Here is a 21,181-nt window from a genome sequence, read left to right on the forward strand (position 1 = left end):
GCCGGAGGTGTAGTAGACGGAGACCAGATTGTTCCCGGTGACACCACTGTCGGGTGCGGCCGGTGACGACTCAGTGAGCGTGCGAGGACCGCAGTCCAGAACCGTCAACGCTCCGCCCCCGCTGGCCGCGAGCAGCTCGGCACGCTGCGCATCCACGCAGACCACGGGCGCTCCCGCATCCGTCAGTAGCCTGACGGCACGGCCGACCGGAAGATCGGGGTCGAGCGGGAGGAACGCGCCGCCCGCCTTCACGATCGCCAGTAGGGTCACCGTCATTTCCACGGACCGGTCCATCCACAGGCCCACCGGAACGTCCGCACCGACCCCCACGGCCTGCAACCGTGCTGCCAGATGGTTGGCGCGGCCGGTCAACTCCCCGTAGGACAGGGTGGTTTCGGAGTCCGTGACCGCCGTGGCATCCGGGGTCGCCGCGGCGACGCCGTCCACCAGATCGCCCAGCAACCCCTCCGGGAACACCACCGACTCACCCAACCCGCCGCCGTACGGCTGACGTTCGTGGTCCGCCGCGTCGCCGGGTTCCAGCTCGATGCGGTCCATGGGTCGGGCTGGCTCGGCGACCGCCGACCGCAGCAGGGTGATGTACCGGTCCACCATGCGCCGCATCGTGTCCTCGTCGAACAGCGAGGAGGCGTACTCCCAGATCAGCGTGATCCGGTCGCGGTCCGGGTGGTCCTCACGGCCCGCGCGCTGCTGTGCCCGCGGCACCACCACGATGTTCATGTCCATCTTGGACGAGCCGTTGTGCCGCTCCAGGACGGTGCCCCGCACACCCCCGAACTCCAGGTCCGGGACGATGGCGTTGTGGAAGCTGAACATCACCTGGAACAGCGGGTTGATGGACGGCACCCGGGGCGGTGCCACGGCCTCCACCAGTCGGTCCAGCGGTACGTCCTGCCAGTCCGAGGTCTCCACCAGTACCTCGTGCACCCGCTGTCGCAGACCGTCGAAGTCCGGGGAACCCGAGGTGTCGAGCCGTAGCGGCAGGGTGTTCACGACCATGCCCAGCATGCGTTCGGTCTCCGCGAGCCGGCGGTTGGCGGCACCCGTGCCCACCACCAGGTCGCTCTGGCCCGAGTAGCGGCTCAGCAGGGCGGCGAAGCCCGACAGCATGGAGGCGAACAGCGTCACCCCCGACCGCTCGCTCGACTCCCTGAGCGCACGGCTCAGTTCGGTCGGTAGCTCCACCCGTAGGGCCGCGCCGTGGAACGACGGGACGCGCGGTCGCGGCCGGTCCGTCGGCAAGTCGAGGACCAGCGGGGCATCCTTCAAATGGCTCTGCCAGTAGTCCAGATGACGGTCCAGCACCTCGTCGCGCATCCAGGCGCGCTGCCAGGCGGCGAAGTCGGCGTACTGGATGGGCGGTTCGGGCAGCGGCGACGGCCGGCCGGCCGCCAACTCCGGGTAGATCGCGCGGATCTCGTCGAGGAGCACACCGAACGACCAACCGTCGTGCACGAAGTGGTGCTCCACCTGGACGAGGGTGTGGTCGTCGGGCGCGTGCCGGATCAGCAGCCAGCGGGCCAGCGGCGGGTCGGTCAGCTCGAAGGGACGGCGGATCGTGTCCCGTACGACCTCCTCGGTACGGCGCTCCCGATCCTCCTCCAGCACGTCCTGGAGGTCGACCACGGGCACCCGGACAGCCCTCGGGGGGCGGAACTCCTGCACCGGGAGGCCGTCGACCGTGGAGAACGCCGTACGGAAGATCTCGTGCCGGCGGACCACCTCGGTGATCGTGGCGCTCAGCGCCTCCGTGTCCAGCGGTCCGCGCAGCCGGATGGTGGCCTGGGCGTTGTAGGCGAGGTTGCCGGGGGAGAGCTGCTCCAGGAACCAGATCCGCTCCTGGGGGAAGGACAGCGGCAGCGGCCGGTCCCGGGGGACCCGGACCACCGGCGGCAGCGGCGGCGCGTTGCGGCCGAGCCGGTCCAGCTCGGCGGCCATCCCGGCCACTGTGCGCTCCTCGTAGATGCTCGATATCGGCAACTCGGTGCCGAACTCCGAACGCACCCGCGCCGCGAGGCGCCCCGCGAGCAGCGAGTGTCCGCCCAGCAGGAAGAAGTCGTCGTCGACGCCGACCTCGTCGATGCCGAGGAACTCGGCGGCGATCTCGGCGAGTCGGCGTTCGGTTTCGGTCCTGACCTTCGGCCCGCCGTCGCCCAGGCCCAGCGACGCGCGGTCCAGGGCGGGCAGTGCGGCCCGGTCGAGCTTGCCGTTGGGCAGCAGCGGCAGCCGGTCGATCACCGCGATGGACGGCACCATGAAGTGCGGCAACCGTTCGGCGGCGAAGCCGCGCAGCTCCAGGGGCCCGGCCGACGGTGCCACGACATAGCCGACCAGCCGGTCCTCGTCGCCGATCCGGCCCACCACGACGGCGACGTCCTGGACGGCGGGGTGCTCGCGCAGCACAGCGGCGATCTCGTCCGGCTCGATGCGGAAGCCGTTCAGCTTGACCTGCTGGTCGATGCGGCCGAGGAAGTCCAGCTCGCCGTCCGGAGTCATCCGCACCAGGTCGCCGGTGCGGTAGGCCTGCTCGCCCGGGGCGTCCGGGTCCGGCACGAAACGGTCGGCGGTCAGCGCCGGCCGCCCGATGTACCCGCGGGCCACTCCCTCGCCGCCGACGACCAGTTCACCCGGCTCACCGGGCGGCACCGGACGCAGCGACTCGTCCAGGACGTGGAGGCGGACGCCGTCGATGGCCCGGCCGATGACCGGCTTGCCGCCGCCCGGCTCGGTCCGGGACACCGAGGCCCACACGGTGGTCTCGGTCGGGCCGTACGCGTTGAACATGGCACGGCCCGGCGCCCACCGGTCGACGAGCTGCTGGGGCAGCGCCTCACCGGCGCAGACGATCGTCTCCAGGTACGGCAGCTCCCGCTCCGGCACCATGGCGAGCACGCTCGGCGGGAGCGTGATGTGGGTGATCCGGGTGTCGGCCAGGAAGTCGCCGAGCCCAGGGCCGTACAAGACGTCTCGGCGCGGCGGCAGGACCAGCGTGGCGCCCGAGCACAGCGCCATGGCCAGTTCGAAGACGGAGGCGTCGAAGCTGGGCGAGGCGAACTGCAGGACCCGGTGACCCGCGTGCACCGTGAACGCGGTCCGCTGGGCGTCGGCCAGGTTGGCGAGTCCACGCTGGGTGAGGGTGACGCCTTTGGGGCGGCCGGTGGACCCGGAGGTGTAGATGACGTACGCCGGGGACTCCGGGCGCAGCCGGGGCAGCGGGACGGGCTCGGTGGCCGGGGTGTCGTCCGCCGGGTCCGCCAGGGGCACGCCGAGACTGCGCAGCCACTCGGGGGCGGTCGCGTCGGCGACGACCAGCGCGGCGCCCGAGTCACGGACCATGTACGACAGCCGGTCGGCCGGGTACGAGGGGTCAAGCGGCAGCCAGGCGGCGCCGGCGCGGGCGACGGCCAGGACCGACGCCACGAGGTCGAGGGACGGTTCCAGGAACACGCCGACGGTCGCGCCGGGACCCACGCCGAGGGACCGCAGCCGGGCGGCCAGTTCGGCGGCACGGGCGTCGAGTTCGGAGTACGTCAGGTGCCGGTCGCCGAGCTCTGTCGCGGGCCGGTCGGGGGTCGCGGCGACCTGCCGGAGGAACTTGTCGAGGAAGTGTCCGGAATCTGCTGGTGTCACGGAATTCTCCATGAGGGCGGTGACGGACGGGAGGTGACCGAGGAGCGGGCGATGACCGGGGCCGACCGGGGGTCGGCCGGTGGCCGGTCCGTCGTCGCGGCTGCCCCGCTTCGGCGGTTGCGGGCAGACGTGGGCGCACGTCCGGGAGGGACGGGACAGGGAGGATGTGTACGCGCTGGATGCGCGGTGCGGGGGAGGGCGATCATCGATCGGTGTGGTGACACTAACTGCGCCAGGACAGCCAAAACGGCACTGTCACAAGCACTTTGAGCGGCACTTCGCGGTACGCGTTGTGCCACTCACCCCTCCCGGCACGCCGCAGGCAAGGTCCCGCAGGGCAGTCGATCCGCACCGACTTCGCCGGCGGCTCCACGCCGTCCTCGACCGGCTCTCCCGCCGGAGCCGGTGGCTGTCGCATTCCGACGGAAGGACCATCACCTCCGCTGTCCACCAGCCCGTGCCGAAGATTCCGAAGAAGGCATGGACACCGACCTACGGTGCAGACGCCACCGAGCGTCCTGGCGTCCGGGTCGCGGAGATCACCGGCATCCCCGACCTGGGCACGTGGCCGAAGGGCATGCGGCTGATCGTCCGCAAGGAACGCCCGGTGCGCCGTGAGGCGCTGTTGATTCGAACGGAGGTGGGAGAGAGACCTTCGTCGCTGATCCTGTCGCAGCAGGACGGTGGGGCTGAGGGCAGTCCGATCCGGGTGGTGCCGGTGAGGGCGGGAAGCGGCCCTGACAGAGCCGGGACGTGTGAGCACTGCCAGATGGTGCGAGTCCGGCGAGCGGGACGGAAAGGAGTACGAGAGGAACCGGCGTTTACGTCCCTTCATCTTGCACCGGCTCAAATCTGGCGGATATGGGCCGGGGCGGTGCGCATCCCCCGGATATCGGCGGGTAACTCCTGGGCCGGATAGGACGGTTGGCCGGGAGACCACGGCGAAGTGCTGCGGGGTAGTCGTGGTGATGCCGCAGGGGCAGAGTCGGGCTCCTCCGTCGAGCGAATCACTGTGAACACGGGAACCATCCAAGCCTTGCCACCCGGCCGGGCCGCCAGCCCGGAGGGGTGGCTGAGCGCACCGACCGCTGACCGGGCTGGGATGGGGCGGAGCCGTCGTAGTACTCCGAGCCGGGGAAAGCCCGGCGCATGGGGAAGGACGGCAGCGGTTTCGAGAAGGGAAGGAGGCTGCAACGTCGAAAGACGCGCCGGTGAACATCGGCGCCGCGAACGCGACGGACCCGGTGGGGCCGCGCGCCCGGGTATCGAGGATGCAGGCCAAGCTTTCCCCCATCCGCCCGGGCTGCTGCGCGTCGAGCCGTACTCCGAGGGGCTGCGCGAGCGGATCTGGTGGGGCTCCAGTTCGAACGCGACCGCCGTCTGGGCCGCGCAGCTCGGTATGAATCTGCAGAGCTCCACGCTGAAGGACGACGAGACGGGCGAGCCGCTGCACGTCCAGCAGCGCAAGCAGATCGAGGCGTACCGCGAGGCGTACAAGGAGGCGGGCCACACGCGCGAGCCGCGGGTGTCGGTCAGCCGCAGCATCTTCGCCCTGACCGACGACATGGACCGGGCCTACTTCGGCAACGACCGCAACTCGCGCGACCAGGTCGGCATGATCGACGACAAGACCAGGGCGATCTTCGGACGCTCGTACGCCGCCGAGCCGGACGTGCTGGTGAAGCAACTCCAGGAGGACGAGGCCATCCAGGCCGCGGACACCCTCCTGCTGACGGTCCCGAACCAACTCGGGGTCGACTACAACGCCCATGTGCTGGAGAGCATCCTGACCTACGTGGCACCGGAGCTCGGCTGGCGCTGAGCGTTCTCTCCAGGCCGCCCGTCCCGACCGTGTCCTGTTGAGTACCGTCGCCGGCAGTCGGCGACACGTGCACGAGCCCGCCGGGTGGCAGGACGCGGTCAGCCGCGCAGGCGCACGCGACAAACCGGACGACGTCGGCGATCGTCCTCGGAATACTGGTCGCCCATGGACGAGGTCGAAGTCGTCGTCGCTCATTCCGAGCGCGCGACCCTGCGCGTCGGTGACGTGTTCCTGAAGGTGGACGCCGATCAGGCGCGCATCGACGCCGAGGTCGAGGCGATGGCCCTGGCGCCGGTCCCGACCCCGGAGATCCTGTGGCGCAAGCCGCACGTGCTCGCGATCGCCGCGCTCCCGGGGACGACGCTCGGGCGCCTGGGCGGGCGGGCGACCGGCTCGCCGGCCGCGTGGGCCGCGGCGGGCGCCGTCATCCGGAAGCTGCACGACGCGCCCCTGCCGCCCCGACCCGGCCGGAGCACGGTCGCGCTGGCGGCGGAACTCGACGACGAGTGCGAGTCGCTCGTCGCGAACGGTGTCCTGCCCGCCGACCTGGTCGCCCGCAACCGCCAGGTCGCCGAGGCCGCGCTCCGGCCGTGGACCCCGGCGTTCACCCACGGTGACCTGCAGATCGCGCACGTCTTCGTCGACGGCGACGAGGTCACGGGCATCATCGACTGGTCCGAGGCGGGCCAGGGCGATGCCCTGTACGACCTCGCGACCTTCACGCTCGGCCACGAGGAGCGCCTCGACGACGTGCTCGCCGGCTACGGCAGCGACGTCGACCTCGACCTCGACGTCATCCGCGCGTGGTGGTCGGTGCGCAGCCTGCTGGTGGTTCGCTGGCTGAGCGAGCACGGCTTCGACCCGTTCGCGCCGGGCTGTGAGGTCGACGTGCTGAGAGCCCGGATGTGAGGGCGCACGAGCCCGTCTGCTTCGGACATGTGCGGGCGATGACCGATGCCGTCGACAACTGCGGCGCCATCACCGTGTTGCCCCGTCGCGGTACCCCCAGCGTGTTGACCCCCCTTGATGCACCCCCTTCCCCTCGCAACGGCACCGCCCCCAGGCCGTCTTGACGCGGCCAGAACAGTCGATCTACGGTGAGCGCGAGCTACGAGTTCCGGTGATCAAGCCCTGGCTGGCCGGACGGCAACCCTCGACGCGGCGGGGTGCCCCAGGTGACCGCTCGGCGGATATCTCTGTTCTGCAAGTGCGTTCCCACCGGCCTCAGTTGCCGGCGACACCCTGAGGAGGACTACGTGGCAACTGGCCTCGTGCTGTGCTCCCGGCGCCATGTGGATCTGCTGCTGGTCTCCAGCTGTCTCTGTCACAGCTGACCCGTTCCTCGCACAGCACCACCTTCACCTCCCCCTTCACGCGACTGCGCGCGCTCGGCATGTCCTGGCCGCCGCACCCCTTTCGCGCACCCACCCATGCGGAGACAGAGACCAGCCATGGCACACTCCAGCACCGTCAGACCCCTTCGACCCCTCGGCGCCGTATCCCTCGGCACGGCGTTCCTGGTCGCCCTCACCGGCTGCACCAGCAGCAAGACGTCCACCGGCACCGACGGTCCGACGATCACCGTCGGCACCACCGACCAGGTGACCAGCCTCGACCCGGCGGGCGCCTGGGACGCGGGCTCCGGCACCATCGAGAGCGAGGTCTACGCGACCCTCCTCAGCGTGAAGAACGGCGCCACCGAGGTCTCCCCGGACCTGGCCACCGGCATCGAGCTGACGGGCCCCAAGGAGTACACGGTGACTCTGCGGAAGGGGCTGAAGTTCGCGAACGGCCACCAACTCACCTCCTCCGACGTCAAGTTCAGCTTCGACCGCACGCTGAAGATCGCCGACGAGAACGGCCCCTCGTCCCTCCTGTACAACCTCGCCTCGGTCGCCGCCCCGTCCCCGACCACGGTCGTCTTCACCCTCAAGTCCGCCAACGACACGCTGTTCCCACAGGTGTTGTCCACCGCGGCCGGCTACATCGTCGACGAACAGACATTCCCCGCGGACAAGATTCTCGACGACAAGGCCATCGTCGCGGCCAAGCCCTGGAACGGCCCGTACGGCGTCACGAGCTACGACAAGAACTCGCTGGTCTCCTTCGCCGAAAATGGCGAGTACGGCGGCCAGTTGGGCACCCCGAAGACCAAGAACATCCAGCTCAAGTACTACACCGACGCCAGCAACCTGAAGCTCGACGTCCAACAGGGCACCGTCGACGCCGTGTACCGCACCCTCACCACCGCCGACCTGGACGACCTGGCCAAGAAGAAGGACATCAAGGTCCACACCGGTTCCGGCAACGGCATCCGCTACATCGTCTTCGACTTCACCACACAGCCGTACGGCACGAAGACCAAGGACGCCGACAAGGCGAAGGCGCTGGCCGTCCGCCAGGCCGTGGCCGACTCTGTCGACCGGGCCCAACTCGCCCAGCAGGTCTACAAGAACAGCTACCAGCCGCTGTACAGCTCGGTGCCCGACGGACTCACCGGCGCCACCGACTCCTTCAAGTCGCTCTACGGCGACAAGAAGGGCGGCCCCGACAAGGCGGCTGCCGCCGGACGGCTGAAGGCTGCGAAGGTGACGACCCCGGTCACCCTCAACCTTCAGTACAACAGCGACCATTACGGCTCGTCCTCGGCCGACGAGTACGCGCTCGTCAAGACCCAGCTCGAAGCCACCGGCCTGTTCAAGGTGAACCTTCAGTCCACCGAGTGGACCCAGTACGGCAAGGACCGCATCAAGCACCTGTACCCGCTCTACCAACTCGGCTGGTACGCCGACTACTTGGACGCCGACAACTACCTCTCGCCCTTCTACTCGGCCAACAGCTGGGTCGCCAACGGCTATGACGACCCCGCCGTACGCTCGCTGATCTTGAAGGAGGAGACGGAGACCGACGCGGCGAAGCGCGCCGAACTCCTGAAGGAGGCGCAGGACAAGGCCGCCGCGCAGGTGCCGCTGCTGCCGCTGCTCCAGGGGTCCACCGCGATCGTCACCCGCACCGATGTCAGCGGTGTGCCGGACGCGCTGACCAGTGCGTACACCTTCCGCTGGGCAGGACTCTCGAAGAAGTGAGCGCCCTGACCCAGGAGACGGCCGCCGGCGCCGTCGGCAACCCCGCCGACGGCGCCGCCGGGTACGGACTCGCCCGCTACCTGGTGGTCCGCTTCCTCCTCATCATCCCCACCGTGTTCATCCTGGTCAGCCTGGTCTTCTTTCTGATGCGCGCCACCGGCGACCCGATCAGCGCCGCTTTCGGCGACCGGCTCACCCCCGACCAGCTCCACGCGAAACTCCATCAGGCGGGCTACGACCGGCCGTTGCTCACCCAGTACCTCGACTACCTCAAATCCCTGGCGACCGGCGACTTCGGCCGCACCGTCACCGACAACGAACCCGTCACCCACGTCCTGGGCACCTACGGCGCCGCCACCGTCGAACTCGCCGGCTACGCCCTCCTGGTGGCCCTCGCCGTCGGCGTACCGCTCGGCATGGTCGCGGCCTCGTACCGGGACCGCGCGCCCGACGCGGCCCTGCGCCTGTTCGCCGTCCTCACCTACGCCACCCCGGTGTTCTTCGTGGGGCTGCTGCTGAAGCTCGTCTTCGCCATCCAACTCGGCTGGCTGCCCGCGTCCGGCCGGGCGAGCACCGACGTCCAGCTCTTCCTCCAGAACCAGACCAGCACGACCGGCTTCTACCTCGTCGACGCCCTCCGCAGCGGCGACGGGGCAGCCGTCGCCGACGTGCTGGAACACGCCGTACTGCCCGGCGTGGCACTGGGGTTGCTCGTCGCCGGCATCCTCCTGCGACTGGTCCGCACGAACCTGATCGGCACCCTCGGCGCCGACTACGTCGAGGCCGCCCGCTCCCGAGGCGTGGCGCCCTTCCGCCTGGTGACCCGACACGCCACCCGACCTGCCCTGATCCCCGTCGTCACCGTCCTCGGACTCCAGGTCGCCGGACTGCTCGGCGGAGCGGTGCTGACGGAGACCACCTTCGAGTGGAAGGGCCTCGGCTACGAACTCGCCCACTATCTGACGGTCCGTGACTTCCCTGCGGTGCAGGGCATCGTGGCCCTGTTCGCCGTCGTCGTGGCGGTGACGAACTTCCTCGTCGACGTCGTCGCGGCCCTCATCGATCCCCGAGTGAGGTACTGAGCCGTGGCCCAACTCCTCGTGCGACGGCCCACCTTGCTGCCGGACCGCATGCGCGCCCGCCTGCGCACCGGCGGCGCGATACAGCGCGCGATGCTGCTCACCGGCGCCGTACTCACCGTGCTGTTCGTCCTCACCGCCCTCCTCGGACCGCTCCTCGCCCCGTACGGATACGCCCAACTCCAGGACGGGGGAAGGCTGTTCGGCTCGCAACAACACCCCGGCGGCGCCCATCCGTTGGGCACCACCATCGCCGGGTACGACGTGCTCTCCCGCACGGTGTGGGGCGCCAGGACCGCGCTGGAGATCATCCTCGCCGCGCTGCTGCTCTCGGTGATCCCCGGCACCGTACTGGGATTGGCGTCCGGCTATCTCGGTGGGCGCCTCGACCGGCTGCTGGTGGGGCTGGCCGACGCGCTCTACGCGTTCCCGCCACTGCTGCTCGCCATCGTCATGTCGATCGTGATCAGCGGCGGACAGTCCAGCCTCGTCGGCGGCCTCGGCGCGGCGGCCTGCTCGGTCGCCGTGGCGTTCGTACCGCAGTACTTCCGTGTCGTACGGGCGGAGGTGACCCGGGTGAAGGCCGAGCCCTTCGTCGACGCGGCCCGGGTGATCGGCACCGGCACCTGGCGGATCATGTTCCTGCATGTGCTGCGCAACTCGGTCCGCACCCTCCCGCTGATCTTCACCATCAACGCCTCCGAGGCCATTCTCACCCTCGCCGGACTCGGCTTCCTCGGCTTCGGCATCGAACCCAACTCGGCGTCCGAGTGGGGCTACGACCTCAACCGCTCGGTCGCGGACGTCACTTCGGGGCTGTGGTGGACCGCGATCCCGCCGGGCCTGGCCATCGTGCTGACCGTGCTCGGTACGACCCTGCTCGGCGAGAGCCTCACCGACCTCGCCGACCCGCGACTGCGACGACGCGGCGGTACGACTGCGAAGGCGACCGCCACCGGAACGGACGGAGGCGCGGACGATGACTGACCTCCTGCGCATCGAGGACCTGCACGTCACCTTCGCCACGGACGCCGGCGCGGCCCCCGCGGTGAAGGGAGTGAGCCTGTCCGTCGCCCCTGGCGAGGTGCTGGCCCTGGTCGGCGAGAGCGGCAGCGGCAAGACCGTCACCGCCAAGTCGGTGCTCGGGCTGCTCCCCGCCACCGCGACCGCCCGCGGCCGGGTCCTGCTCGGCGACGGCACCGCCGACCCGGCCGAGGACGTCCTCACCGCGTCCCCCGCCCGACTGCGCGCCCTGCGTGGCACCCACGCCGCGATGGTCTTCCAGGAGCCCGCCACCGCACTGAACCCCGTGTTCACCATCGGCTGGCAGCTCACCGAAGGCCTGCGCGCCCACGGCCACGGCGGCAGCAAGGCCGAACGCCGGGCGCTGGCCGTCGAATGGCTCGACAAGGTCGGCATCCCCGACCCCGCCACCCGCGTGAACCACTACCCCCACCAACTCTCCGGCGGCCAGAAGCAACGCGCCGTCATCGCCATGGCCCTCGCCCTCGGCACCCGGCTCATCGTGGCCGACGAGCCCACCACGGCCCTGGACGTCACCGTCCAGGCGGAGATCCTCGAACTCCTGCACCGCTGCCGTACCGACTTCGGCACCGCCGTACTCCTCATCACCCACAACATGGGCGTCGTCGCCGACCTCGCGGACCGGGTGGCCGTGATGAGCGAGGGCGAGGTCGTCGAACAGGCCCCGGTCCGCGAGCTGTTCGCGGCGCCCGCCCACCCCTACACCCGCGAACTGCTGGCCGCCGTACCGGTCTTCGGGGAGCAGAGCCGGACCCCGACCCCCGCGACGGGCGACGAGCAGCCCGTCGTACGGGCCGCCGGGCTGATCGTGGACTACCCCGGGCGACTGGGCAGGAAGGGATTCCGCGCGGTCGACGGCGTGAGTTTCGAGATCCGGCCGGGCGAGGTGCTCGGACTGGTGGGGGAGAGCGGCAGCGGCAAGACCACCATCGGCCGCGTCGTCGCCGGTCTGACGCCCGCGACCGGCGGTGAAATCACCGTGTTCGGCGAGGAGTTGACGACCCGCCGCCGCACCCGTGGCCGGGCCGGTCACATCGGCTACGTCTTCCAGGACCCGGCGGCCAGCTTCAATCCGCTGCTCACCATCGCCGACAGCGTCGCGGAGCCACTGACCGTCCACCGGCGCGAACTCGGCGCCGCGGCGATCCGCGCCGAGGCCGAGGCGCTGCTGAAGTCCGTTCATCTGCACCGGAGTTACGCCGACCGCTACCCGCACGAACTCAGCGGCGGCCAACGGCAGCGCGCGGCTCTGGCCCGGGCGCTCGCCCTGCGGCCCCCGCTGATCGTCGCGGACGAGCCGACCTCGGCCCTCGACGTGTCCGTCCAGGCGAAGGTGCTCGACCTCTTCGCCGAACTGCAGCGGGAGCTGGGTTTCGCGGCGCTGTTCATCAGCCATGACCTCGCGGTGGTCGAGCAGGTCGCCGACCGGGTCGTCGTGCTGCACCGGGGCCGGATGGCCGCATCCGGTTCGACCGCCCAGGTGCTGGGCAGTCCACAGGACGACTACACGCGACGGCTGGTCGCCTCGCTGCCCGTCGCCGACCCGGTACGGCAGGGTCGCCGCCGGCCCGCCCTGGGCGAAGGAGTGGCAAGCGCATGACCGACACCGTGCCGGACCTCGTCGACGAGGTACTGAGCAGCACCCCCGTCTTCGACGGCCACAACGACCTGCCCATCGCGCTGCGCGCCCGCTCCGGCTACAGCGTCGAGGGACTGGACGACGGCCGCCCCGACCTCCACACCGACCTGCCCCGGCTCGGCGTCCGGTACGTGACCCTCACCCACAACGACAACACCACCTGGGCGGACTCGGCGACCGACGAGCCGGCCGTCGGCGGTCTGAACGACACGGGCCGCGCGATCGTCGCCGAACTCAACCGCACCGGCGTGCTGGTGGACCTTTCGCACGTCGCCGAGTCCACCCAGCGCGCGGCGCTCGCCGCCTCGGTCTCCCCGGTGTTGTTCAGCCACTCCTCCGTACGCGCCCTCAACGACCACCCGCGCAATGTCGCCGACCCGGTCCTGGAGCTGCTGCGGGACAACGGCGGTGTCATCCAGCTCACCTTCGTCCCGTACTTCATCTCGGCCGAAGTCGCCGAGTGGGGAGAGGAGTTGCAGGCCGAACGCGAACGCCTCGGGCTGCCCTCCCAGCCCTGGACCTGGCCGCGCGCACCACGCCCGGGTGAGGAAGCGGCCCATGTGGCCAAGGAGTTGGCGGCCGGCTTCACGGCGACCGCGGCCGACGACGAGCTGCACCGGTGGACCGAGCGACACCCGCGTCCCGAGGTGACGGTGGCCCAGGTCGCCGATCACGTCGAGCACGCCCGCGAGGTGGCCGGCCGTGACCACATCGGCCTCGGCGGCGACTACGACGGCGTCGACCACCAGCCCGTCGGCCTCGCCGACGTCTCCGGCTACCCGGTGCTGCTGCGCGAACTCGCCGACCGAGGCTGGTCCGGAGCCGACCTGGAGGCACTGACCGGCCGCAACGTGCTGCGCGTCCTGCGCGAGGCCGAACATCGCGCGACCGAACCGCTGTGGCCGACGGCTCCGCTGCGGTGAGTCCACGATGAGCCGCATACGCCGATGGGCCGACGCGCTGGCCCGGTGGACGCCGGGTCTGCTCGCGGTCGGCTGCTGTCTGGGGGGACTTCCGCTGCCCCATGCCGCCACCCACGAAGAGACACCGGAGCCGTACGACGGACCGCCGTACGGCCACCCGGAATGTCTCGCCGCGCACATCCCGCCGACGGATGTGGAACGGGAGTTGTGGTCGGCCCTCGATCTGAAGGTCTGAGCGGGATACGACGGGCCGCCCGCGCCCGGGGACCCGGCGCGGGCGGCTTCCCAGCCATGGTCAGTCGTGCGCCGGTCCCGAGACGGCCTCGCCGACGGACGCGGGTTCAGGGGTCGGCGTCGAGGCCGGCTCGGGTACGGGGCGCGGCTGGCGGCGCGAGAGCCCCACGCCGAGCAGGCACAGCGCACCCCCGGCGAGCGCCAGACCGGAGGGGAACTCTCCCAGCGTGGGCCAGGCCAGCAGCACGGTGAGGGCGGGCACGATGTACGTCACCGCTCCCAGCCGTCCCGCCGGCATGTGCGCCAGCGCGTACGACCAGGTCCAGAACGCCAACGCCGTGGGAAGCAGCCCCAGATACACCACACCCGCCCAGGCCCCGGCCGACGCATCGCCCAGGTCCGTGACGAGCTGACCCGCGAAGGGCAGGCAGGCGACGGCACCGATCGAGCTGGCGTACGCGGTGACCTGCAACGGTGACGCGAGGGAGAGCGCGGGCTTCTGGAAGATGACGCCGACGGCGTGACCCGCCGCCGCTGCCAGGCAGAGCAGCACACCGAGGACGGCCGAATCGCCGCCCCCGCTGGAAGCCCCCGCCAGCGCCGCGCCCACGAAGGCCACCGCGAGGCCGATGAGCAGGGGACGCGGGAATCCCTCGTGCAGCAGGAACCCGGCGAGCAGCGCCACCAGCAGCGGACCGGCGCCGATGAGCAGGGCCGCCGTCCCCGCGTCCGTGTGCTGCTCGCCCCAGTTCAGCGCCACCATGTACAGCCCGAACCAGAACACGCCCATGCCGGCGATCCCCGGCCACGCGGCACGCGGGGGCAGCCCCTCGCGCCGGAACGCCACGACGGCGAGGAGCGCGACGGAGCCGATGAGGAGACGGCCGAGCGCGAGGGGACCGGGGCGCACGCTCTCGCCGATGTGGCGGATCGCGACGAACGCCGAGGCCCACAACACCATGGTGAGGAGTGCGGCGGCCAACGCGCTGGGCGGTGTCTTCGCGGTGGGCGGGGACGTCTCATGCTGTGCCATCGGGCAACTCCCTGTTCGCTCCGCGCAGGACGCGGCGGAGAATCTTTCCTGTGCTGTTGCGGGGCAGCGCGTCGATGAACTCGACGTCCTCGGGCACCTTGTACCAAGTGAGCTTCGCCCCGGTGGTCGAGCGGATCGTGTCCGCCAGGGTGGCGAGCCGGTCGACTCCGGGTTCGGGGACGACGTAGGCACGCAGGCTTGTTGTCCCGTCGGCCCGGCGTACCGAGCAGACGGCGGCCTCGCGGACCCCGGCGATTCCGGTGATCAGGTCCTCGATCTCGATGGGGTGGACGTTGGCCCCGGCGACGATCTCGATGTCGTCCACCCGACCGAGCAGCCATACGAGCCCCTTGGCGTCCACGCGTGCGGAGTCCCCGGTGGTGAACCACTCGTCCGGGCGGAGCCGGTGCGGCGGCAGGCCGCCCCGCTTCACACCGGGGCCGATACCGGGGCCGGAGATCTGCAACTGCCCGACCTCGCCCTCCGGTACGGGCTCGCCCGCGTCGTCGACGACCCGCACCCGGTACGGCGGAAGGATCCGGCCCAGGCTGTACGGGTGGATCTCGTCCGGGCCGTTGGCGAGGACGGCGTGCCCGATCTCGCTGGTCCCGCAGATGTTCAGCAGCCGTGGCCCGAGGACGCGGCGCAGCCTGTCCTCCAGGGGCCGGGGCAGCGTCTCCCCGGCGACCAGCGCCAGCCGCAACCGGCCCAGCAGGTCCGCGACTTGGGGGCGGGCGAGCAGCCGGGCGTAGAAGCTCGGCTGGGCGTAGAAGACGCTCACGCCGTGGCGTTCCAGGAGCTGCGGGACGTTCGTCTCGTCCGCGCGCTGCGGGCTCAGGACGACGGCGGCGCCGCGCTGTAGGGGAAGCAGGACCGAATTGCCCAGCCCGTAGGCGAAGTACATCCGCGACACGGAGTAGCAGACCTCGCCCTGGCGGAGCGCGAGGACACCGCCGATCGCCCGGTCGAAGTGCAGGGCGTCGCCATGGGCGTGGAAGCAGAGGCGGGGTGCGCCTGTGGTGCCGGACGTGAACACGGCGAAGGCGGGGGCGTCCGACGCGAGCGGCTCCGGAGCGTCGGTGCCTGCGGGGTCGTAGGCCTCCGTCAGTTCCCTCGGGGTCACGGCCCGGCCGTGGAACTCCGCGCGGAGCGACGCGTCGGCGACGACCAGCGAGGCCTCGGCGATCTCCTCGCTGGAGCGCAACTCGTCCGCGTGGAAGAAGGTGTTGACCGGTACGGCCACGGCGCCGATCCGCAGGACGGCCAGGAACGTCACCACGAACGCGACGCTGTCGGGCAGCGCCAGCAGCACCCGTTCCCCGCGCTCGACACCAAGTCCCCGCAGTGACACGGCGGTTCGGCGTACCTGCTCGTACACCTCGCCGTAGGAGTAGCGGTGCGTGCCCTGGAGGTACGCGGTCCGGCCGAGCCAGCCGTTGCGGCGCGCGAGGTCCTCAAGTCGTACGGACAGGTTGCCAGTTGTGGGGACGGGCTCGGTCGGGGCGGTGGGCAGGTCCGTGAGGATGTCCGTCACCTGCACACTCCCTCGATCTCGACCAGCAGGTCGGGCCGGCAGACCGCGACGTTGAAATACGAGATGTCCGTGTCGGCGGGGAGCGTCGACTCGCAGATGTTCCGTACGACGGGGAGGTGTTCGGCGTCGCGTACATAGACCTTGACCTGGTCGAGGTCCTTGACGTCGTACCCGGCACCGGCCAGGCCGTGGGCGCGGAGGTTGTCGCCGCCGACGAGCGCCTCGATGTTGCGCAGCGTCTCCTCGGTCTGGAGGGCGACGTTGTCTGCGTGCACCGTGTCGTCGCCCAGAATGCTGGCCGTGCCCGAGACGAAGAGGCTCCCCGTCCCGGTCCCCGGCGCGCCGGCGTCCTTGAGGAACGTGGCGCGGGCGAAGCTCGGCGACTTCGGCCCGTACTGGGAGGGGTACTTGTAGGCGGGCGTCTGCCGGGGGTTCTCCAGATGCACGGCCCGACCGGGCTTCGCCGCGAGGAAGCAGACGTCGACGCCGGGGGAGAGGGTGCCGATGCCGGTGGCCGCGGGCAGTTGGGGGAAGCGGTCGGCGAAGGCGGTGAACGCCTCCGCCCGGCCTATGCAGAAGTCGCGGTAGACCTCCAGGCCGTCCGCGTTCGGGCTGGTGATGCCGCCGATGAGGTTCCACATGCGGACCAGGTCGGTGTAGCCGCGTTCCCAGGTGAACTCCAGGGCGCTCTCGTACAGTTCGCGCACCGCCTCGCGGTACACCGGCCGGGGGCCGAGCCGTACCGCGTAGAAGAGATGCTCGCCGTCCTCGGCGAAGACGGCGTCACCGGCGCTGCCGGTCCGCACGGGGAGCGCGGTCCGCCAGATCTCCTCGACGGGCTGCACGTGCTCGTTGGTCATATGGGTGGTCAGCAGGGGAGTGGCGTCGTCCAGGGTGGCTGCGGCAGGAGCGTCCGTGAAGCGGATCCGGCCCAGGACGGTGCCGCGAGAGGCCACGAGCCCCTCCGGCGCGGCGGCGACGGGAACCAAGTCGGACCAGAGACCCTGCGAACGTGCCTCGGGCTGACGGTTACTCATGAATCTCCTTGTCTCTGCCGCGGCCGTCCGGGGTGTGACGGACGCGGTCAACCGGCGTGCGCTGCCCAGGTGTTGCGGGACGGTGAACAAAGCGCCAGAGGGTTCGGCGCAAGATCTGTTCCTGTTGAAGAATCTCCGGGGGGCGCCCTCACCGGGCAGCCACAGACTTGCGTCAGGCACGAATACGAGGGGGAGACGAACCATGAGCATCAGTGGCATAACGGACCTGCCGGACGTCCCGCAGGCGGGCACCGCGGCAGGCGATGTGTACACGCTCGCCTTACGGAGCGAGTACGTCGACCTCCAACGGTGTGTACGCGAACTCGGCATCTCCGAGGCCGAGGCGGCAGCGGCCTTCGACGACCTCCTCCGGCTGCGCCTCCTGCATCTGGTGCACGGCTGCACCTACGCCTACGTCGCCGTCAACCCGATGTCCGCCTCGCTGCAACTGCTGGCGACGCAGGACGAGGCGCTGCGCCGGCGGCAGCACGAACTGGAGCGGCTGCGGCAGCAGATGCACAGCCTGCTCCCGCTGTACCGGGCCAACTTCTCGGGCGAGCCCCACCATCCGCACGTACAACGCGTCGAGGACCCACGAGCCGCCCGGGGCGTCCTCACCACGATCACGGTCGAGGCGAAGCGGGAGATCCTGTTCTCCCTCCCCGCCCAGGACCCGTGGGAAGAGCCCGCCGACCTGGACCGCGGGGCATGGCTGCGGAGCGCGGGGACGCGGTCCGACCTCCTCAGGGTGCTGCTGCCGGAGTCGGCCCGGTTCGACGTACGGGTGCGCGAGCGGGTCGAGACGCTGATCGCCGACGGAGGCCAGGTGCGCACGGCCGTCTCCCCTCCGGCCTGGCTGCTGGTCGCCGACGCCGAGGTCGCCGTGGTCCCCGCCGAGGAGGGCCCGGGGCTCAGCGTCGTCCGCGAGCGGTCCGTGGTCGCCGCGCTACGGCACACCCTCACCGGCGCCTGGGACGAGGCACGGCCCTTCGACGGCAGCTACGACCACGACGGCGCACGCTCCACCTCGGCCCTGATCGACGACGCCATCCTGCGCATGCTGCTCAACGGCCTTGAGGACAAGGTGATCGCCCGCCGTCTGGACATCTCCCTGCGCACCTGCCAGCGCCGCATCGCCGACCTCATGGACGCCCTCGGCGCCAGGACGCGTCTCCAGGCCGGCTATGTGCTCGGGCGGCGAGGGCGCGGCGAGGAGCGGAAGGCCGCGTAGGGCAGCCCCGGCCGGTTGTCGCGCCTTCTTGTTGCACCTTCGTGAAATGAGGCCATCAGGCCTTGGAGGGGCGGCAGTTCTGCTGCATACAGTTGCATACATGGAAGAGATCACCTACGCAGACCCGTCGGTAGCCGAAGGCATCGCGGCCATCCGCTCCGGCTCCCCGTTCGTCTACGGCCTCACCAACTACGTCGCCGCCAACCTCAGCGCCAACGTCCTGCTGGCCGTCGGCGCGGGCCCCGCCATAGGTGCCGCGGCCGACTTCCCCACCGTCTTCCCGGCCGGCGCGGGCGCCGTCTGGATCAACACGGCCGCCCTGATCAGCAACCCCGCCGAGCCCGTCACCGCCGCGGCCCGCACCGCCCACGCGGCGGGCACCCGCTGGGTGCTCGACCCGGTCGCGGTCGGCGCCGGGGCGTTCGAGTACGACGCGTTCGTCGCCTCCCTCCTGGAGTACCGGCCCACCGTCATCCGCGGCAACGCCAGCGAACTCACCGCGCTCGCGGGCGGCGACAGCACCGGCAAGGGAGTGGAGACCACCCTCTCCTCCGAGGACGCCGTCGGTGTCGTGGAGGACCTCGCCCGGCGCACCGGCGCGATCGTCGCCGTCAGCGGCCCCACCGACTACCTGACCGACGGCACCCGCACGGTGGCCGTACCCGGCGGTGACGTACGGCTGACCCAGGTGACCGGTGCCGGATGCAGCCTCGGCGCGCTGATCGCGGGCGCGCTCGCCGTCGTCCCCGACGCGCTGACCGCCACCGCCGTCGCGCATGCCGCGTACGCCGTCGCAGCGGAACGCGCCGGCGCCCGGACCACCGGCACCGGCTCCTTCGCCGTGGCCCTGCTCGACGAGCTGTCCCTGCTCGCCGTCTGAGCCGAACGACCTTTCAGGGAGCACCACTTGACGACCGACGACGCCGACCCCGGCCCCCGTCTGCACCTCGCCGCGTTCCTCAACGCGGGACCCCAGGGCACTGTCGGCTGGCGGCACCCCGACGCCGGCGACGGCTTCCTCACCGCCGCCCACTACACCCGTATCGCCCGCGTCCTGGAGCAGGCCGGCTTCGACCTGGCGTTCGTCCCCGACTCTCTCGCCGTGCCCCGCAGCCTCGGCGACTCCTACGACCCCGCCGTCACCTGGGGCACCGGCACCCCGCGCCTGGACCCGATCCCGGTCATCACGCTGATGGCCGCCGCGACGGAACACCTCGGTGTCGCCGCCACCGTGTCCACCGGCTACCAGGAGCCGTTCCACGTCGCCCGCGGCATGGCCACCCTGGACCACCTCCTCGGCGGCCGGGCCGGCTGGAACGTGGTCACCAGCTTCCAGGACGCCGAGGCCCAGAACTTCGGCCAGGACAGACTCCCCGACCGGCAGGCACGCTACGACCGGGCCGAGGAGTTCCTGGAGGTCACCACCCGACTCTGGGACAGCTGGGCCGACGACGCGATCGTCGCCGACAAGGACAGCGGGATCTACGGCCGCCCCGACCGGGTGCACGCCGTGGACCACCGGGGTGAACGCTTCGGCGTACGCGGCCCGTTGAGCGTTCCCCGGCCGCCCCAGGGTTACCCGGTGATCATCCAGGCAGGCGCCTCCCCGGCCGGCCGGGACTTCGCGGCCCGCTGGGCGGACGTCATCTTCTGCAGCCACGAGTCCCTGGACTCGGCCGTCGCCTTCTACGCCGACATCAAGTCCCGTGCCGCAGCCCACGGTCGGGATCCCGACCAGCTCAAGGTGCTCCCGGCCGCGACGACGGTCGTCGGCACCGACCTGCGGGACGCCCTTGCCAAGCACGAGGCGTTCACCCGACTCGTGCACCCCGAGGCCGGGTTGTCGCGACTCGCGTACCACGTCAACGTGGACCTCACCCGCTACGACCTCGACGGTCCGCTGCCCTCCTTGGCGGAGGTGGGAGTCGAGGGCCACTACCGCGAAGTCGTCGAGTTCGCCGAACGCGAGAAGCTCAGCGTGCGCGAGATCGGCCGCTGGTACGGCGCCCGCACCGAGGGGAACATGATCGGCTCGCCCGCGGACATCGCCGACACCATGGAGGAGTGGCTTGACGCCGGCGCGGCCGACGGCTTCATGATCCAGGCCACCCATGTCCCCGCCGCCTTCGAGGAGTTCGCCGACCACGTCGTCCCGGAACTGCGCCGCCGCGGCCTGGTGCGCACCGCCCACACGGGCGGCACCCTGCGCGACAACCTCGGCCTCGCCCGCCCCGAACGCGGCGAATGGCGCCACCGCGCCCGCTCGGCAGGCCGCGCATGACCGCCTCCGTTCTCGTCGACGCGGCTTGGCTGCAACGGCACTTGGACGACGTCGTCCTCCTCGACGCCACCGTGGACCGGCGCACCGAACCGGACGGCACCACCGTCTTCGTCAGCGGCCTCGCCCTGCACACCGAACGCCGCATCCCCGGCGCCCACTTCGCCGACCTCATGGCCGGCTTCTCCGATCCGGCGGCTCCCTTCCCCTTCACCTGCCCGTCCAGCGAGCACATCGCCGCCCACGCACGCGAGTTGGGCATCGGCCGGGACTCCACCGTCGTCTTCTACGACCGCCTCACGGGCGCGTGGGCCGCCCGCGTGTGGTGGGTCCTGCGCTCGGCGGGCCATCACACGCGTCCGGGTCCTCGACGGCGGACTCACGGCGTGGGAGGCGGCCCGACTCCCGGTCACCGAGGGCCGCGAGACGCCGCCGCCACCGGGCGACGTCGTCGCGACCCCGGCCCGCGCACACTTCACCGACCTGGCCCGGGTGCGCCTGATCGCCGACGGCGACGACCCCACCCCGGCCGTCTGCGCCCTGCGCCGCACCGAGTACCTGGGCAACCCCGCCCGCCCCCGCTCCGGACA

15 protein-coding genes, 1 pseudogene and 1 riboswitch are annotated in these 21,181 nt (G+C 71.1%); of the genes and pseudogenes, 12 read left to right on the forward strand and 4 right to left on the reverse strand.

Annotated features, from left to right (window positions below; genetic code table 11):
- Positions 1-3,651: non-ribosomal peptide synthetase (locus JHN63_RS41980; RefSeq protein WP_200690393.1), on the reverse strand; the 3,651-nt coding region annotated here is incomplete at its 3' end.
- Between the two features lie 1,285 nt (positions 3,652-4,936).
- Between JHN63_RS41980 and JHN63_RS41985 the strand changes: the two are divergent.
- The 8 genes and pseudogenes from JHN63_RS41985 to JHN63_RS42020 all read left to right on the forward strand — a co-directional run.
- Positions 4,937-5,473, forward strand: a pseudogene (locus JHN63_RS41985) (LLM class flavin-dependent oxidoreductase); the annotation flags it as partial.
- A gap of 165 nt (positions 5,474-5,638) precedes the next feature.
- Positions 5,639-6,382 carry an aminoglycoside phosphotransferase family protein gene (locus tag JHN63_RS41990; protein WP_200690394.1) on the forward strand — a complete coding sequence of 248 codons (744 nt, stop codon included), beginning with the start codon at positions 5,639-5,641 and terminating at the stop codon, positions 6,380-6,382.
- 197 nt (positions 6,383-6,579) lie between these two features.
- Positions 6,580-6,689, forward strand: a riboswitch (SAM riboswitch).
- A gap of 235 nt (positions 6,690-6,924) precedes the next feature.
- On the forward strand, positions 6,925-8,559 hold the full coding sequence (locus tag JHN63_RS41995) for an ABC transporter substrate-binding protein (RefSeq protein ID WP_200690395.1): 1,635 nt from the start codon (positions 6,925-6,927) through the stop codon (positions 8,557-8,559).
- Positions 8,556-9,641 (forward strand): ABC transporter permease, encoded by a 1,086-nt coding sequence (locus JHN63_RS42000; protein ID WP_200690396.1) that lies wholly within the window; start codon positions 8,556-8,558, stop codon positions 9,639-9,641. Before JHN63_RS41995 ends, JHN63_RS42000 begins: the two co-directional genes overlap by 4 nt.
- A gap of 3 nt (positions 9,642-9,644) precedes the next feature.
- Positions 9,645-10,625, forward strand: a complete 981-nt coding sequence (locus tag JHN63_RS42005) for an ABC transporter permease (protein ID WP_200690397.1) — start codon at positions 9,645-9,647, stop codon at positions 10,623-10,625.
- Positions 10,618-12,282: an ABC transporter ATP-binding protein gene (locus tag JHN63_RS42010; RefSeq protein ID WP_200690398.1), complete on the forward strand. Its 1,665-nt coding sequence runs from the start codon at positions 10,618-10,620 to the stop codon at positions 12,280-12,282. The genes JHN63_RS42005 and JHN63_RS42010 overlap by 8 nt, the downstream gene beginning before the upstream one ends.
- Positions 12,279-13,244 carry a dipeptidase gene (locus tag JHN63_RS42015; RefSeq protein ID WP_200690399.1) on the forward strand — a complete coding sequence of 322 codons (966 nt, stop codon included), beginning with the start codon at positions 12,279-12,281 and terminating at the stop codon, positions 13,242-13,244. Before JHN63_RS42010 ends, JHN63_RS42015 begins: the two co-directional genes overlap by 4 nt.
- Before the next feature lie 7 nt (positions 13,245-13,251).
- Complete coding sequence (locus JHN63_RS42020; RefSeq protein ID WP_200690400.1) at positions 13,252-13,479, forward strand: DUF6059 family protein; 228 nt, start codon at positions 13,252-13,254, stop codon at positions 13,477-13,479.
- 60 nt (positions 13,480-13,539) lie between these two features.
- On the opposite strand, the gene JHN63_RS42025 is transcribed toward JHN63_RS42020, so the two are convergent.
- From JHN63_RS42025 to JHN63_RS42035, 3 genes are read right to left on the reverse strand one after another with little or no spacing between them, the layout of a single operon-like run.
- Complete coding sequence (locus JHN63_RS42025; RefSeq protein WP_200690401.1) at positions 13,540-14,511, reverse strand: DMT family transporter; 972 nt, start codon at positions 14,509-14,511, stop codon at positions 13,540-13,542.
- Positions 14,498-16,045 (reverse strand): class I adenylate-forming enzyme family protein, encoded by a 1,548-nt coding sequence (locus JHN63_RS42030; protein ID WP_200690402.1) that lies wholly within the window; start codon positions 16,043-16,045, stop codon positions 14,498-14,500. The genes JHN63_RS42025 and JHN63_RS42030 overlap by 14 nt, the downstream gene beginning before the upstream one ends.
- Positions 16,042-17,082: an FkbO/Hyg5 family chorismatase gene (locus JHN63_RS42035; RefSeq protein WP_200690403.1), complete on the reverse strand. Its 1,041-nt coding sequence runs from the start codon at positions 17,080-17,082 to the stop codon at positions 16,042-16,044. Before JHN63_RS42035 ends, JHN63_RS42030 begins: the two co-directional genes overlap by 4 nt.
- Positions 17,083-17,284: 202 nt before the next feature.
- Between JHN63_RS42035 and JHN63_RS42040 the strand changes: the two genes are divergently transcribed.
- The 4 genes from JHN63_RS42040 to JHN63_RS42055 all read left to right on the forward strand — a co-directional run.
- Positions 17,285-18,313 (forward strand): LuxR family transcriptional regulator, encoded by a 1,029-nt coding sequence (locus tag JHN63_RS42040; RefSeq protein ID WP_200690404.1) that lies wholly within the window; start codon positions 17,285-17,287, stop codon positions 18,311-18,313.
- A 100-nt stretch (positions 18,314-18,413) separates the two neighbouring features.
- Positions 18,414-19,193, forward strand: coding sequence for a hydroxyethylthiazole kinase (locus JHN63_RS42045; protein WP_200690405.1), 780 nt, complete (start codon positions 18,414-18,416; stop codon positions 19,191-19,193).
- Between the two features lie 27 nt (positions 19,194-19,220).
- The gene (locus JHN63_RS42050; RefSeq protein WP_200690406.1) at positions 19,221-20,594 is read left to right on the forward strand and encodes an LLM class flavin-dependent oxidoreductase; all 1,374 of its coding nucleotides are present in this window, start codon (positions 19,221-19,223) and stop codon (positions 20,592-20,594) included.
- Positions 20,591-21,181 (forward strand): rhodanese-like domain-containing protein (locus JHN63_RS42055; protein WP_267953861.1); only part of this gene is annotated, 591 nt, incomplete at its 3' end. The genes JHN63_RS42050 and JHN63_RS42055, both read left to right, overlap by 4 nt.

Source organism: Streptomyces sp. MBT65 (assembly GCF_016612545.1).
GTDB lineage: Bacteria > Actinomycetota > Actinomycetes > Streptomycetales > Streptomycetaceae > Streptomyces.

Bases quoted from the DNA above. Each gene is read 5' to 3' on its own strand.
- JHN63_RS41990 (WP_200690394.1), top strand. From the start codon at position 5,639: ATGGACGAGGTCGAAGTCGTCGTCGCTCATTCCGAGCGCGCGACCCTG.
- JHN63_RS41995 (WP_200690395.1), top strand. From the start codon at position 6,925: ATGGCACACTCCAGCACCGTCAGACCCCTTCGACCCCTCGGCGCCGTA.
- JHN63_RS42010 (WP_200690398.1), top strand. From the start codon at position 10,618: ATGACTGACCTCCTGCGCATCGAGGACCTGCACGTCACCTTCGCCACG.
- JHN63_RS42015 (WP_200690399.1), top strand. From the start codon at position 12,279: ATGACCGACACCGTGCCGGACCTCGTCGACGAGGTACTGAGCAGCACC.
- JHN63_RS42020 (WP_200690400.1), top strand. From the start codon at position 13,252: ATGAGCCGCATACGCCGATGGGCCGACGCGCTGGCCCGGTGGACGCCG.
- JHN63_RS42025 (WP_200690401.1), bottom strand. From the start codon at position 14,511: ATGGCACAGCATGAGACGTCCCCGCCCACCGCGAAGACACCGCCCAGC.
- JHN63_RS42035 (WP_200690403.1), bottom strand. From the start codon at position 17,082: ATGAGTAACCGTCAGCCCGAGGCACGTTCGCAGGGTCTCTGGTCCGAC.
- JHN63_RS42040 (WP_200690404.1), top strand. From the start codon at position 17,285: ATGAGCATCAGTGGCATAACGGACCTGCCGGACGTCCCGCAGGCGGGC.
- JHN63_RS42045 (WP_200690405.1), top strand. From the start codon at position 18,414: ATGGAAGAGATCACCTACGCAGACCCGTCGGTAGCCGAAGGCATCGCG.